This window comes from Paenibacillus sp. FSL R5-0713 (assembly GCF_037973325.1).
Classification (GTDB): domain Bacteria; phylum Bacillota; class Bacilli; order Paenibacillales; family Paenibacillaceae; genus Paenibacillus.
Genome location: NZ_CP150229.1, coordinates 6,643,776 through 6,659,402, shown reverse-complemented (window position 1 = coordinate 6,659,402; position 15,627 = coordinate 6,643,776). Strand labels below are relative to the sequence as shown.

Genomic DNA, 15,627 nt, shown 5'->3' with positions numbered 1-15,627 from the left:
CACCAACATAACTCTTGTCAAAACGTAATCATTACGATATGATAATACTCATTGTTCAAATGATAATGATTACGATTAAGAGAGAGGGGCATTACCTTGAATAAAAAGACGCCACTGTTAGCGCTGGTCTCCTTGGCCTTAAGCGCTGGACTGTTGAGCGCCTGCGGATCATCTGAGTCCAGTCCCGCTGCGCAGTCATCCACCGATAATAAAAATGTTCACTTCCTATATAACTTCTCCACCAGTTCACTAGATCCACATGTGGATTCCAGCTACGTGCCGCTGCGTGCGGGCATTACAGAGACTTTGGTGCGTCTCGATGAGGAGAATCTGACGGTTGCTCCATGGCTCGCCGAGAGCTGGGAGAGCGAAGACGGACAGCACTGGACGATCGACTTGCGAGATGATGTGACCTTCCAGAACGGCAAGCCAATGACGGGTGAATCCGTTAAGGCATCCCTTGAACGTGCACTGGAAGAGAATGTAGCCATCCAGAACGCGCTGAAGATCGATACAATTGAAGCCGAGGGCGATAAGCTGGAGATCACCACAACGCAGCCGTTCCCGGAGTTCGCTTCGGAACTGGTGAACCCCAACACGGCGATCATCGACGTAAGTGAGCCGGACGTTGTGAACAAGCCGATTGGTACGGGCCCGTTCAAGCTGACTTCTTTTACCCCAGGCAGCAAGTTGGAACTGAATCGCTATGATGAATATTGGGACGGAGCATCCCCGCTTGATTCCATCACGTTCTCATTCAATGAAGATGCCAACGCTCGCACACTAGCGCTCAAATCTGGGCAGGTAGATATCGTATACCGTCCAGAGGTCGAGAGTCTCGAATCGCTCAAAGCGATAGACGGCATGACGGTTGAGTCTACATCGACGTTCCGCGTGCATCAGCTAACGATGAACATGCAGCGGGAGAGCATGAAGGACCTCAATGTCCGTCGTGCGCTAGACGCGCTGATTGACCGCCAGGGTATCGTCGACACGATCCTGCTCGGCTACGGCGAAGGAGCCATCGGACCGTTCCTGCCATCGTTGCCGTTCGCGCCAACCTATACGGATACCACAACGGAATCCGGAGCTGATGTCGCTGTAAAATTTCTTGGCGAAGCGGGATATACACTGCAAAACGGCGTGATGACAAAGGACGGTAAACCGTTGCAGCTAACCTTGCTGACGTATTCGTCTCGTGCCGATCTGCCGCTGATCGCCCAAGTGTTCCAGTCGGATGCGAAGAAAATTGGTATCGATGTACAGATTCGCCAGATCGACACACCGGAAGATTACATGGCGTCCAACCGCGACTGGGATATTGCAACGTACAGTAATTTGACCGCTCCTCGTGGGGATGCCGGTTATTATCTGAATGCTACGTACCATCCCAAGGGTGCTCTTAACTTCAGCGGATCGGAAGACCCGGAACTGACCAAAATCATCGACGAACTGAATCTCACGGTTGCACCGGAAAAGCGCGCAGAGCTTGCCGAGAAGGCAGCCAACTACGTGCATGATAATGTGCTGAATTCCTTCGCGCTGCATCCGGGTACGATCGTTGCCTATAACGGCAAGAAGATCAAGAACTGGGTTACCACTCGCAGTGAGTATTACATGATTACCAATAAGCTGGATGTGATGTAATGTTTCGCATTTTGCTTCGCAAGTTCCTTGAGGTATTTATTTTTCTGTTGTTCATTATGTTTGTGAGCTTTCTGTTCATTCGTCTGGCTCCGGGTGATCCGGTGCTGACGATCCTGAACGTGGATGAACTGTCCGTCAGTCAGGAGCAGGTCGAAGCTGTACGTGAGGAGATGGGCTTCAACGATTCCCTTCCTGTCCAGTTTGGCAACTGGTTGCTCGATTTTGTTCGTCTCGACTTCGGCGTGTCGTATTCGACAGGCCAGCCCGTCATGCAGACTCTGATGCGTGCACTGCCAGCTACGGCTGAACTGACGATTGGCGCGCTGCTGGTCATGCTCGTGATAGCTATCCCGCTCGGCTCGCTATCAGCGCTCCATCGTGGCAGTTGGATTGACCGCGGTAGCCGCATGCTCTCCATTGTGGGTGCGGCGGTGCCGAGCTTCTGGCTGGGTCTGATCCTGATCGACATGTTCGGCGTACGCTTTGGCAATCTGCCGACCATGGGCCGGGATGGATTCACATCGCTTATTCTGCCCTCTCTGACGCTGGGACTTGCCATCTCCAGCGTTTATGTGCGTCTTTTGCGTTCCAGCTTGCTAGATTCACTAAGTCAGGAGTTCGTACGGTCCGCCCGGACAAGAGGGGTATCCGAAGGTCGGATCTTCATGCTTCATGCGTTTCGGCACAGTCTGCCGCCTGTGATTACGGTATTTGGCGTCAGTCTCGGCAGCCTAATTGGCGGAGTTGTCGTGATTGAAGTATTGTTCGCTTATCCAGGGATCGGCAAGCTCGTCGTTGACGCCATCCGCCAGCGTGATTATCCACTGATTCAGGGGTACATCCTGATCATGGCTGTCGTGGTATTCCTTGTGAATACGGCGGTTGACCTGTCTTATCGTTATTTGAATCCTGAAATGAAACTCAAGGAAAAGGAGGCCCACTGATGAAAACCATACCCCTGCCCATTCCAACGACAAAATCTAAAAAACATAGCTGGCAGGCGATCATCGGTCTGTTATTTGCACTGCTGGTCATCGGGGCCTCCTTATATGCCTTTTTATACTTAAAACATGACCATACGTTAACCGATCTGCGTGGACGATTGCAGGGGGCAAGTGCTCTCCATCCGTTCGGCACCGACCATCTGGGACGTGATGTTATGACACGTCTGTTGCTTGGCGGCGGCCAAACGCTGGGTTATAGCTTACTGGCACTTGGTGCTGCACTGCTGATCGGTATTCCGTTTGGCTTGATCGCAGGTTACAAACGTGGCTGGGTCGATAAGCTGTTCATGCGGATCGCGGATGCCTTTCTTGCCTTTCCCGATACCATCGTGGCGATTGTGCTCAGTGGTCTGCTAGGGGCCGGAATCGGCAATCTGGTGTTGGCGATCGTGATCGTGAAGTGGGTTAGTTATGCACGTCTCGTTCGAAGTACGGTTTTATCGGAGTCCCAGAAGGATTACATTCGCATCGCCCGCACCAATGGACTATCGGATGGTCGTATCATGAGAAAACATCTGCTTCCACATATCGCAGGCCATGTGCTCGTGCTAGCCAGTCTTGATCTGGGCAAAATCATCCTGCTTATCTCATCATTGTCCTACATCGGCCTTGGCGCACAACCGCCAACACCTGAATGGGGAGCGATGCTGAATGACTCACGGCCTTACTTCCAGTCTCGGCCGGAGCTGATGATCTACCCGGGTCTCGCTATTGTCTCGGTGGTCCTGCTTGCCAACATGCTGGGCGACTATCTGCGAGACCGCTTTGATGTGAAGAAGGAGGTGCAGCCATGATTCTCTCCATTGAGGAACTAAGCATCTCTAGCCGGGATCGAACTATTGTAGATCGAGTCTCTCTGGCTGTTCGCGAAGGTGAGTTCATGGCACTCGTTGGACAGAGCGGTAGTGGCAAAAGCTTGCTCTCGCAAGCCATTGGTCGTCTGCTGCCGCCCAACCTGCATGCGTCGGGGCGAGTCATGTTCGAGGGCAGCAACCTACTTGAACGGAAGCCAAAGGAGATGCGAGCCCTGCGGGGAAGCCGCATCTCATATATTTTTCAAGACTATCAGGGAGCGTTTACGCCATTTCGCAGTATTGGTGGGCACTTTGATGAATACCAGAAGGTACATGGGGAGAAGTCTTCTGCCATCCGCAAGAAGCGGGCGGAGGAAGCATTGGAATCGGTTGGCCTTGGTGCTGAATTGCTGCGCCGCTATCCGTTCCAGTTGAGCGGTGGACAGCTTCAGCGGGCTTCTATTGCCACATCGCTGATGCTCTCCCCTCGTCTGCTGATCGCTGACGAAGCGACAACGGCACTGGACAGTGTATCCGGGCACCGCGTATTGGAATTGCTGGCACGCAAACAAGCGGAGACGGGCTGTGCGATTCTGTTTATCACGCACGACTGGCGTCATGTACGTCGCTATGCCAGCCGCTTGGCTGTTATGAAGGAAGGGCAGATCGTCGAATCGGGCGGCAAGCATCGCATTCTTGACCATCCTCAGCATGAATATACACGCCAGTTAATCGAAGCAGCTCCCGTTCTGAGCCGCTTACTGAAGTCGGGATTGAAGGAGGCGGGAACAGAATGAAGACGACTTCAAATGAAGAACGCCAAGGGTTTGTGCAGTCTGACGAATCCAATGTGCGAGTTTATGACCGTGCTAAAGGCGCAAACCATACAGAGATAGACAATGCAGTTACAGACCATGTGGTCATAGATACTATAGATACAGATCAGGCAGTCATAAATGCTACAGATTCAGATCATGCGGATACAGATACCGTTATAGATAACGCCGTTGCAAAGACTACTTGCTCTCCCAGCATCCTAAATCATCCCGTGCTTCAGGTGGAACATCTCAGCCGAACGTATGCAGGTGCAGACCGACCAGCTGTAGATGATATTTCCTTCACCCTGAACCGTGGCGAGTGTCTTGGTCTGGTTGGCGAGAGCGGGTGTGGCAAGAGTACGCTCGCCCGCTGTCTGCTTCGGATCGAAGATGCAGATACAGGCTCGATTACACTGGGCGGACAGGATATCGCGCGGCTGAGCGGCCGACGGTTGCGACCTCATCGGCGAAAGATTCAGATTGTATTTCAGAACCCAATGGCTGCACTGAATCCAAAGCTCAAGATATCCGACTCGCTAATCGATCCTTACGAACAGCTTGGACGGGATGCAGAACTGTCCCACTTTACCTACACATCGAAGGAGGCTTACGTGCAAAAGCTGCTTGAAGCGGTCGAGCTTCCTCGCGATGTAGCTGGACGTTATCCGCACGAGCTAAGTGGTGGACAGCGTCAGCGGGTCACGATCGCACGTGCCATTGGCATTGAGCCGGACGTTGTCGTTCTGGATGAACCGACGGCCAGCCTGGACGTGATCTCTCAAGGGGCCGTTTTGCAGTTGCTCACCGACCTGCGGACATCGCTTGGTCTGTCATACGTGTTCATCTCGCATGATTTGGCCGCGGTACATCGGATGAGTCAGCGCATCATTGTCATGCGGGAAGGCCAGATCGTTGACCGCTTTGGCGCAGATGCGTTGTTCGCTGAAGAACGCCATCCGTATACAAAGGAACTGATTTCGATTTTCTGAGTACTTCCGGAAACGCCGGGGGTGGTAAGGGGTAATCTTTAATATAAAGCCGCCATGCGAAGCGATTCGTAAGCGGCTTTTGGTGCATCCCTTTTCACGAGTTAAGTAAGGCTATACAACATTTGATATGCCAAGTCCCACTAAAACCGGGCTCCTTTCTTTGTTTTGAACAAATATATCTTTCAGGCCTATAACCGGGCTAACGTTCCGATGTAAACTAGCGTATACTGATGGAATAGCAAATATCTTGAAATTGCATATTTAAATTGCTCTATATTATTGATACACTAGATCAAGGTTATAATCATTCAGAGAAGGTGCGACCCCGTTCAAGAATGGGCTTGCTGCAAATGCCAAATCGATAACGCTTACATCCTTTTGGCAAATATAGGATATAAGGACGGTAGACATGAGCCAGGGACAAACGAGTACAGATGTTATCTTGATTGGTGCCGGAATTATGAGTGCAACTTTGGGAACTTTGCTAAAAGAATTGGCACCAGACTGGAATATTAAGGTTTTCGAAAAGCTAGCCACTGCAGGAGAGGAAAGCTCCAACGAATGGAATAATGCCGGAACCGGGCATGCTGCATTGTGCGAACTTAACTATACCGTTGAACGACCAGACGGAACCGTAGATATTAGCAAAGCGATTAAAGTGAATGAACAATTTCAGATCTCAAAGCAATTTTGGTCCTATCTCGTCAATAGCCGTCTGATTCGTAATCCGCGGGACTTCATTATGCCGATTCCTCATTTGAGTTATGTACACGGAGAGAGCAACGTCCAGTTTCTAAAAAGACGTTATGACTCCTTATCGAATCATCCGCTGTTCGCAGGCATGGAATTCTCGGATGACAAGAAAGAGCTGGCGAAATGGATGCCGCTGATGATGAAAGATCGTACAAGTAATGAGCCTGTTGCGGCGACCAAAATTGACTCCGGTACGGACGTTAACTTTGGTGCTTTAACGCGTATGCTAATCGGACACCTGAAGGAACAAAACGTGGCGATCCACTACCAACATAGCGTGAAGAATATGAAACGTACCAACGATGGACAATGGGAATTAACTGTGAAAAATCTGAAGAGCGGTGCAGTCGAACGCCATAAGGCGAAATTCGTCTTTATTGGCGCAGGCGGCGGAAGTCTGCATCTGCTCCAGAAGACGGGCATTCCGGAAGGTAAACATATCGGCGGATTCCCGGTCAGTGGCATCTTTATGGTGTGCAAAAATCCAAAAGTCGTGGAACAGCATCACGCCAAGGTATATGGCAAGGCTTCGGTAGGGGCTCCGCCGATGTCCGTTCCGCATCTGGATACTCGATTCATCGACAATAAGAAGTCGCTATTATTCGGACCGTTTGCCGGGTTCTCGCCGAAGTTCCTGAAGACGGGCTCCAATGCCGATTTAATCACGTCGGTTAAGATGCACAATCTGCTTACGATGCTCGCAGCAGGTGTCAAAGAAATCTCTTTGACCAAATATCTCATTCAACAACTCATGTTATCGAAAGAACAACGCATGGCAGAATTGCGTGACTTTGTTCCGGGTGCGAAGAGTGAGGATTGGGACATGGTTCTGGCAGGGCAGCGTGTACAGGTCATCAAGGATACCGTTCAAGGTGGCAAGGGTACGCTCCAATTCGGTACAGAAGTAGTCACATCTGCTGATGGAACAATCGCGGCTTTGCTGGGTGCATCACCGGGTGCATCCACTGCGGTTCAGGTCATGCTTGAGATTCTTCAGCGTTGCTTCCCGCAGCATATGGAGGCATGGGAGCCGAAGATCAAGGAAATGATTCCATCCTATGGAATCTCCCTTGTGGAGAATCTGGATCTTCTCAAAGAGGTTCATTCTTCAACTGCCAAGGCACTGGGATTATCGGATGAAAAACAAGCCCTGCATGTATAACATCTAGCTTATCGAGTTAGATAATAATCAAGCGAAAGAAGAGCTAAACCGGGATGAAGCCCGTGCTTAGCTCTTTTTTCGTTTTATTTGATATGACTGAATTTGGAGTTGAACCAGAACATGAATATGTCCTTCACTATCGCGTTCACCTTAGACATTACATGAAGCATACGGATACGGACTGTGCAGAATGCCTGTTGTAGCGTTACAGAACTATCTTATCATTCAGACTCCTGTGCTGCGGTCCAAAGGGATGACAAAGGATACTTTCGTACCTTGGCCTGGTGAGCTGACGATGCTTAAGCCCTGTCCGTACATCTGAGTCAACCGGCGATGTGTATTGGTTAATCCGATACCTCCAGTTCCCCCAGATCCTCTCTTAGGCCACGCAAGTGCGCGTTCAATCTGCTCGGACTGCATCCCCACACCATCATCCTCAATCTCAATGAGGGTGGACGCTGTTTGGTTGATGATCCGGATATGCACGGTTCCACCCTCAACTTTGCTTAGAACGCCATGTCGTACTGCATTTTCAATGAGCGGTTGAATGGTGAGTGGCGGCAGCGAAAGATCAAGATCATCTGGAATATCCCAGATGACATTCAGCCGATCCATGAAACGTTCTTTCTCAATGTAGAGATAGGCACGGGAGAGATCCAACTCATGCGTGACCTCAACCATTTTCTCCGAATTGACAAAATGAAAGCTGGTCTGAAGATATTCGATAAACGTATCACCCAGTTTCTGCATTCGCTCCGTGTCTATCTCACTAAGCACCATGATGGAATTGAGCGTATTAAAAAGAAAATGGGGCTGAATCTGTGCCTGTAAGTAGGCAGCTTCCATACGCAGTCGCTCATCGATAGATTGTTTCAGCACGATTAGTGATCCGATGCGATGCCTTAACTCAACGGCATCCACGGGTTTGGTAACATAGTCCGTTGCACCAGCCATGAATCCGGCGTAAACATCCGCTGGTTCGTTACGAGCCGTCAACAACAGGATGGGTAGCTCTGATACCGAATAACGTTTGCGTACGTTCTCTGTCAGTTCATAACCGGACATATGAGGCATCATGACATCGGCAATCAGTAAGTCCCACGGCTCCTGATCCAGCAATTGAAGTGCTTCAAGCGCCGAGGCCGCAGGTTGAATATGATAGGGTTCATTCGCCAGCATGGAGATTAGCACTCGCAGGTTTACAGGATCATCATCAACGGCAAGAATGCGGGCGACAGTCTTGTCATGAGAATGGGACAAGTTCTGCTGCTGCGGCTCTGCAATCGCGATTTCGTCAAAGCTGTGAGCCTCCCATCGCTGTTCAGTCTGATCCGTTTGCGATGTGGTATCTTCCCGTGGAAGCGAGATTTGGAAGCTCGAACCTTGTCCAGGTACAGATTGCACGGTGAGCTGGCCCCCATGGAGTTCGATGAGTTGTCTGCTGATATTAAGACCGAGGCCGATTCCTCCACTTAAACGAGCCTCCGGGGTTCCCTGTTCATAGGCCTCGAATATTCGCTGTTGTATCTCCTCACTTATGCCCACACCTGTATCCAGGACTTGAATTACAATGCTTTCTCCATGTTCCCGGACAGATACGGTAATCGTACCTTGATCGGTGAATTTGAGTGCATTATGCAACAAATTGTAGAGCACCTGAACAAGTCTTCTCTCATCGGCCTGAATAAGTGGCAGTGTATCTGGAATGTCCACCTCCATATGGACAGGCTTGCCCTCTGCCATGAATCGGAACATGCCGATTACGCCTGGAATGACAGATGCAAGAGACAAAGGTTTCTTCTGAAGCGTAATCCGCTTCTCCTTCAGGCGAATCACGTCAAGGAGATCATCAACCAGTTGGGACATGCGTCGGCCAATGGTAACCAACAGCTTCATGTCTTCTGCTTGCTGTCCGCCTGATTTACGCCGTTCACGGACCGCGATGCTTTCCGCAATATTGATGATGCCATGCAGCGGTGTACGCAGTTCATGAGCTGTATTCACAAGGAACTGATCTTTCTGTCGATCCTCCTCTTTGAGCTGTTCGTACAACTTCTCGATTTCGCTTGAATTACGGAAGTACTTTCGGAACCAATAGGCAGAGAAGCCGAATATGGCTGCAATCACATCAATGGGGTAATACACGTTGGTAATTTCATTACGCGAATTCACGATTCCCCACAATACGCTGGATAAGCTGCTGGTTGCCGCGAAGAGCAGAAAGCTTGCGTCACTTCGCTTCTCCGCTGCCATGCGGAAGAACAGGTACACAGACCAGCCAATGGCAAACAGGTACAGGAAATCAGATAGTCCAATTTTAAGGACATGGTAGATCAAGGTCACCGGTGCAATTAGCAAAAATACACAGTACACACCAAGCACGCTGGCGTAGATACGAAATAGTTTACGGCCTTGTAGACTATGGGAGAAACTTCGAGCCATCTGTACAAGAAAGAATGCGAACAATGGATAGGAGAACGCTTTGGCCTTAACGATCCAAGTGAAGTTGAGTGGAATCCAACTCAATAACAGATTGTCATGGTCAGAGGTGACCGTTAGGGCAGCTACTAGTGTTAGCATCGAGAACGTCAGCAGAGCTCGTTCCTTGCGGATAAACAGAAACATAATAAAGGCGTATAAGCTATGCAAGACCAGTATGGCAAATGTAATCTTTTGCAGATCGATAGATAATCCCCGTTCACTTCCAATGGCTTCTGGAGAGCCAAAATAGAGAGAGCGCGTGATCCCTCCGCTATATGGGTCATCAAAGTTAGCTGTCTGCACCAGGAGATTGATTTCGGAAGAACCGTCAAGCGCATAGGAAGTCGCAAATGCAGTCCTTTCTGGTCGGTAGGCTTCAGCATGGGTGGCAGGTTGACCAAATTCGGCAACAACGGTCCCGTTCATCTCGATAATGGATGAAGTCTGGATTTTCTGAGCCCAGAGAGAGACTTCCTTCACGGATGGATCTACAAGTATGCGAAGACGGTATGTTCCATATCCAAATGATGATGAGGATTGGGGTAACACATTCCGCCAGTCACCGGGAACTTGTATGGGTACGGATGAGTAGTCTGCTACTTTAATATCACGATTAGAGATTAACGCATGGGGGTAAAATTCCCATTCTCCATCGAGGGATATGGGTGAAGCGTTGGCGATGTCCCAGCCTCGGAGGTCCAATACGCCTTTGGTGGGTTCAGGATGTTCGGGTATAGCGAAAGACTCGGACCATATCCAGCGAAAGCCAAGCAAAATAGTGAGAAATAGAATCGACAGCAATACATATCGGGGTATCTTTTTATAGGTTATAAGTTTCATGGCAGACTTTAGTTTTCGACAGTTTACTTCAAAATCCTGCATGCCCTTTGGTATTGAAGAACATTTTTTTTGAATACAGAACATAGATTCTATATTCAAATGATAGCGGTACCACATCAGGATTTATGGTAAAATTATAGATTAAAGGATGATCAGTGAGCCAGAGGAGTTGTGCATATGAGAGTGATTTTGGTAGATGATGAATATCTCGCTCTGAGCAGGTTGAACAAACTGTTGAAAGAGAGAGAGGATTGCGAAGTGATCGGCTCTTTTCTGACGGCACAAGAAGCTATCGATCAGATCGGAATTCATCTGCCGGAAATCGTCTTCATGGACGTACAGATGCCGGGGATGAACGGGATTGAGGCGACCGAACGGATTCATGAGGTTTCTCCTGGAACAGAGGTTATTTTTACAACAGCTTATAACGAACATGCATTGACGGCCTACGGGCTTGAAGTGCTGGACTATATCATGAAGCCTGTAACGCGTGACCGTTTGGAAAAAACGATGAAGATGTATCAACGCCGAATGGTGCCCGCAACTCTGAATACAGCAGAAGGGCCATCCATGGTCATCCGCTGTCTGGGAATGCTTCAGGTCCAACTGCACCCGAACGAGCCGCCCAAACTTATGAAGTTCAGAACAACCAAGATCAGAGAGTTATTTGCCTATTTGCTCCACCATCGGAACAAACCGATTAAACGGGATACGCTACTTGAGCTATTGTGGCCCGAGTTGGATGAGCGGAGAGGCATATCCAATCTGCATAGTGGCATCCATCGCTTACGCAGCATGATGAACGAATTCATGGGAGAAGACAAAATTTTTATTCGCTATCAGCAGTTCGGTTATCTTCTGGAGACAGGAGAATTCAGAATTGATGCGGAAGAATGGGAGAATCGGCTGCACCTAATGCCTTTATTATCTTCTTCCACAGTAGTCGAACATCGGCAGACCTCAGATCAGTATGAAGGCAAATATTATGGCGAGGACGATTACGTATGGGCCGAGCTGGAGCGTCAGCGGCTGCATGCACTTTGGCGTAACCACGCCATGCAGCTTGCACAATACTATATTGAGATGGGACAGCACACGGAAGCACTCACGTTATATCATCGGGTACAGCAATTCGAGCCATCATTGGAACAAGTTGGACTGGCGTTAATGAAGACTTATGATCAATTAGGTAATAAAGATCCCGTGATCGCACAATACAATCAGTTGGTTACTGCATTAGAACAAGAGGCGGGCCTCCGTCCTGGGTTGGAAGTGGAGTTGTGGTACCAGCAATGGAAACAATCAAATATGTAATTGAATATCAACAGCCTTGCAGCTTCATGTGCAGGGCTGTTTTTTGGTTGTGTTTGTTAGAGAAAGGTTTGGTAAGAGTTTGGTAAGAGGCTATGTGTAGAATGAAAACGATATGTGTCAGATAACAGCTGGGACGTAGAAGAAGCAGAATTGCGTTAATGTTTGCCCAGTAGATGACCAAAATATTCGAATCACATAGGAGGTTAAGTGAACTTGAAAGTATTTAAGGCTATAAAAATATCATTTTTGGCTTTTGTGGTCCTATTGTCAACCATATCGTCGCTGTTTGCTCCGGTAGCAAGCGCAGCTGATGGAAATATCTACGTATCGTCGACAGGAAGCGATATCGATGGCACGGGCACGGAAGAAGCGCCGGTGGCAACAATAGAAAAGGCACTTGAGAAGGTCGATGCTACAGGAACGATAATCCTGCAAACTAACATCATTCAGGAGTCCACATTGGCGATCTCTTCTGCCGGGAAGAATATGACAATAACCTCTGCTGAGGGCCATACTTACTCCATTATACGTGGTGAGAGTTTTGTTAATGGAAACTTGATTCAGATCAGTGGTGGGAATAGAGCGAATAGTGTAACTTTTGAGAAAATCATTATAGATGGCAATCACGTAAGCACCAACGGCCAGATATATGGAATCAGTAGTGCGGGCGGAACAGTGAATTTTAGAGAGGCTGAGATTAAAAATCACATCGTGAAAGCGAGCGCTAGTCAGCCTGCAACCGTTATATCCACTAGCGGGGGGAGTTCGATGGTTGTCATCCAAGAGGGCACCATCATTCATGACAACAAGGTATCGGGAAATGTAAAAGAGAACCCTCCTTCGGTACTAAGTGCTGGTTCAGGAGGCTCTCTGGTCATTGAGGATGGCCTGATTACGGATAATGAAATTTCAGATGGAAATGGAGTCATTATTGGGGTAGGACTATATCAAAGTCCTAACTTTAGGATGACCGGAGGCAAGATAACGGGCAACAAGCTGTTGGGAACCGAATTAAGCGAAGGTGAAACAATAGGGAATGTTGCTGTGTATATGCGGGGAAGTGCCGCCGATGCTCGTTTTGATTTCGGAGGAACAGCCTACGTCTACGATAATTTTAATACCGATGGGAACCAACGTAATGTGTACCTGAAGAATACGACAGCTACCGGTAGTGCTTATCTGACCTTGGTTGGTCCTATGCAATTGGGATCGAAGGTTGGCGTGTATGCCAAGATCATGCCTGATGAAAGTACGAATCCGGTGGTCGACATTGCGATAGGTCGGGCCCCGTATCAAGCAGTGGCAGAAGATTACACATTCTTTGTATCTGATATCAATACGACGGCAGCGGTTGCATATGATGATGTGGCCAATAAGGTTGTCTTGACTTACCGAATGCCGGTTAACTTGGACATTAGTGAACCTAATGAAGGGGATATTGTAGGTGCTCAGCCAACATTAAGCGGTACAGTTACAGTGGGTGCAACAGTAGTTGTAACACTTGTCAACCACCTGGATCCGACTAATTCCATTGTGGGCGAAGCAATTGTTCACGAGGATGGAAGTTGGGAATTTAAACCTTCTTCTCAAGTGATTGGCGGAGACTATACATTGAAAGTTACGGCGACTAAAAATGGCGTCTCTGTCGGACCAGTAGCAAGGGACATCGTTGTGGTGAATAAGTCAGTTTTACACAGCAAATATAATGATGTTATCGGTGAGACCCTAGAAGAGTCAGCCTATACGGAAGAGAGTTGGGTAGCACTCGATGATGCGATGAACGAAGCAGAGCGAGTATTGAATGATCCGACAGCGACCCAAACGCAGGTAGATCAGGCGCTTCAAGACTTGACTGATGCAAGAAACGGCCTAATCCCTACAACATCTGTACCCGTTGTAGATAAATCAGCTTTGCAAGCGAAAGTAATTGAAATTACAGATGAAAACCTGGAAGAGTCAGCCTATACGCCAGGCAGCTGGGTAGCACTCGATAATGCGATGAACGAAGCAGAGCGAGTGTTGAATGATCCAACGGCAACCCAAGCACAGATAGATCAGGCGCTTCAAGATCTAACTGATGCGAGAACGGGTCTGACCAAAGTGATTGGTAATGACACATCAACGCTGCAAACGTTGATCCCATCCACAGGAAGCTTGTCACCGGCTTTTGATCCGGCTAAAGACACGTACACCATCTCTGTGCCGAATAGCGTATATCAATTCCAGTTAACGCCAACGGCACTTGATCCACTTGCGAAGATTGAAATAGCGGTTGGAGATGGAGAATGGAACGAGGTTACAAGTGGTAGTGCCAGTGAGAATTTATCGCTTCAAGTTGGCGGAAATACCATTGTTGTTAAAGTCACAGATTCACTTGGCCATGTTACGGAGTACAAAATCAACGTAAACAGAGCATCCAGTGACAATGGTAACAACGGTGGAGGCAATAATGGCGGTGGTGGTAATACGGGCGGCAACAGTGGAAGTACGCCAGCACCTACACCTGCGCCAGTACCAACGCCAACTCCGGCACCCGTGAAGGATAATCTGGAAACAACCCGGGATGGCAGTCATCAACCATTTGCTACATCCAAACCATCTGACAACAAAGAAACATTGGTTCAAGTTGATCCAGCCAAGCTGAAAGATGCCATGTCACAAGGCACAGGTCAGCAATTCGCCATTCATTCGCCGAATGATGGGGATATGAAGGTGGACGGATTAACCCTTGAAACACTGAAACAATTAGTAGATCAAGGTTCCAAACTAAACATCAGCAATCCGCTGGCAATCTATCCGGTACCTGGCGGTAAAATGGACTTGAATGGTGTATCTGGACAGCTTGGTAATGCAGCATTGAATGATATTGATGTCCATATCGATATCACACGTTCATCGGATACGTTGATTGACAGCGCCGAAACGAGAGCCGCATCCCAAGGATACGAGCTACTTGTCACACCGGTTGATCTGGATCTCACCTTCTCAAAAGATGGACAAACGGTTCGTTCCGGGCAACTGAACGGCTATGCGCCGAAGTATATTGCACTGCCGGAAGGGATCGATCCGAACCGGATTACAACAGGCGTGATCATCAACCCGGACGGTAGCATCTTCCATGTACCAACGGTTGTTACTAAAGTCGATAGCCGTTACTACGCGCTTATTAATGACTTGCGCAGCAGCGGAAGTTACTCGGTCATCTGGAATCCGCAGGATTTTGAAGATGCCAGATCCCATTGGGGCAAAATTGATGTGAACAACATCGCTGCGAGATTAGATCTGAAAGGTAACGGAGATAACACGTTCTCCCCGAACCGTCAGGTTACTCGTTCTGAGTTTGCCGAGATTGTAGTACTTGGACTGGGCTTAATGCGTCAGGATGCACCACAGAATCTATTCCCTGACGTTAACAATTCGGCATGGTTCCGCAATGCGGTAGCCCTTGCGAATGAATTCGGTATCGTTCGCGGTTACGATAATGGAAACTTCTACGGTAATCAGGAAATCACACGTGAGCAGGGATTTGCCATGGTGGCTCGTGCTTATCGTCTGATTGAACCGGATGCGGCAATCAGCCCGAATCAGATGAACTCTGAACTGGAACGTTACAGTGATGCAGCGGATGTATCGAATTGGGCGAAAGAAGATGTAGCCCAGTTGATTGCAGCGGGAATCATCCAAGGGAACGGACCAGAGGTTCTGAGTCCGAAGACTACGATGACCCGTGCTGAGGTCACTGCATTGATTGCAAGAATGTTGAAAGTAACCAACTTGATTGATCAATAAAAAATTTAAAATGAAAAGCCTTTGCTGACATTGGGG

General features: G+C 48.6%; 9 protein-coding genes. 8 read left to right on the top strand and 1 reads right to left on the bottom strand.

The window, feature by feature from the left end:
* Positions 1 to 96: 96 nt before the first annotated feature.
* From nikA to MKZ12_RS29515, 6 genes are all read left to right on the top strand, one after another.
* Entirely contained in the window at positions 97 to 1,647 is a 1,551-nt protein-coding gene (nikA, locus tag MKZ12_RS29540; protein ID WP_339258031.1) for a nickel ABC transporter substrate-binding protein, read from the top strand.
* Complete coding sequence (gene nikB / locus MKZ12_RS29535; RefSeq protein WP_339258029.1) at positions 1,647 to 2,591, top strand: nickel ABC transporter permease; 945 nt, start codon at positions 1,647 to 1,649, stop codon at positions 2,589 to 2,591. Before nikA ends, nikB begins: the two co-directional genes overlap by 1 nt.
* Positions 2,591 to 3,445, top strand: a complete 855-nt coding sequence (nikC, locus tag MKZ12_RS29530) for a nickel transporter permease (protein WP_339258027.1) — start codon at positions 2,591 to 2,593, stop codon at positions 3,443 to 3,445. The genes nikB and nikC overlap by 1 nt, the downstream gene beginning before the upstream one ends.
* Positions 3,442 to 4,242 carry an ABC transporter ATP-binding protein gene (locus MKZ12_RS29525; protein WP_339258026.1) on the top strand — a complete coding sequence of 267 codons (801 nt, stop codon included), beginning with the start codon at positions 3,442 to 3,444 and terminating at the stop codon, positions 4,240 to 4,242. The genes nikC and MKZ12_RS29525 overlap by 4 nt, the downstream gene beginning before the upstream one ends.
* Positions 4,239 to 5,252, top strand: coding sequence for a dipeptide/oligopeptide/nickel ABC transporter ATP-binding protein (locus tag MKZ12_RS29520; RefSeq protein WP_339258025.1), 1,014 nt, complete (start codon positions 4,239 to 4,241; stop codon positions 5,250 to 5,252). The genes MKZ12_RS29525 and MKZ12_RS29520 overlap by 4 nt, the downstream gene beginning before the upstream one ends.
* Before the next feature lie 409 nt (positions 5,253 to 5,661).
* Complete coding sequence (locus MKZ12_RS29515) at positions 5,662 to 7,167, top strand: malate:quinone oxidoreductase (protein WP_339258024.1); 1,506 nt, start codon at positions 5,662 to 5,664, stop codon at positions 7,165 to 7,167.
* 225 nt (positions 7,168 to 7,392) lie between these two features.
* On the opposite strand, the gene MKZ12_RS29510 is transcribed toward MKZ12_RS29515, so the two are convergent.
* Positions 7,393 to 10,488 (bottom strand): ATP-binding protein, encoded by a 3,096-nt coding sequence (locus MKZ12_RS29510; RefSeq protein ID WP_339258022.1) that lies wholly within the window; start codon positions 10,486 to 10,488, stop codon positions 7,393 to 7,395.
* 177 nt (positions 10,489 to 10,665) lie between these two features.
* Between MKZ12_RS29510 and MKZ12_RS29505 the strand changes: the two genes are divergently transcribed.
* Complete coding sequence (locus MKZ12_RS29505; RefSeq protein WP_339258021.1) at positions 10,666 to 11,802, top strand: response regulator; 1,137 nt, start codon at positions 10,666 to 10,668, stop codon at positions 11,800 to 11,802.
* 213 nt (positions 11,803 to 12,015) lie between these two features.
* Complete coding sequence (locus tag MKZ12_RS29500; RefSeq protein WP_339258019.1) at positions 12,016 to 15,591, top strand: S-layer homology domain-containing protein; 3,576 nt, start codon at positions 12,016 to 12,018, stop codon at positions 15,589 to 15,591.
* Positions 15,592 to 15,627 lie beyond the last annotated feature (36 nt).

Excerpts from the sequence above, each read along its gene's own strand:
- MKZ12_RS29505 (WP_339258021.1), top strand. The coding sequence starts at position 10,666 with ATGAGAGTGATTTTGGTAGATGATGAATATCTCGCTCTGAGCAGGTTG.
- nikC (WP_339258027.1), top strand. The coding sequence starts at position 2,591 with ATGAAAACCATACCCCTGCCCATTCCAACGACAAAATCTAAAAAACAT.
- MKZ12_RS29515 (WP_339258024.1), top strand. The coding sequence starts at position 5,662 with ATGAGCCAGGGACAAACGAGTACAGATGTTATCTTGATTGGTGCCGGA.
- MKZ12_RS29520 (WP_339258025.1), top strand. The coding sequence starts at position 4,239 with ATGAAGACGACTTCAAATGAAGAACGCCAAGGGTTTGTGCAGTCTGAC.
- MKZ12_RS29510 (WP_339258022.1), bottom strand. The coding sequence starts at position 10,488 with ATGAAACTTATAACCTATAAAAAGATACCCCGATATGTATTGCTGTCG.
- nikB (WP_339258029.1), top strand. The coding sequence starts at position 1,647 with ATGTTTCGCATTTTGCTTCGCAAGTTCCTTGAGGTATTTATTTTTCTG.
- MKZ12_RS29525 (WP_339258026.1), top strand. The coding sequence starts at position 3,442 with ATGATTCTCTCCATTGAGGAACTAAGCATCTCTAGCCGGGATCGAACT.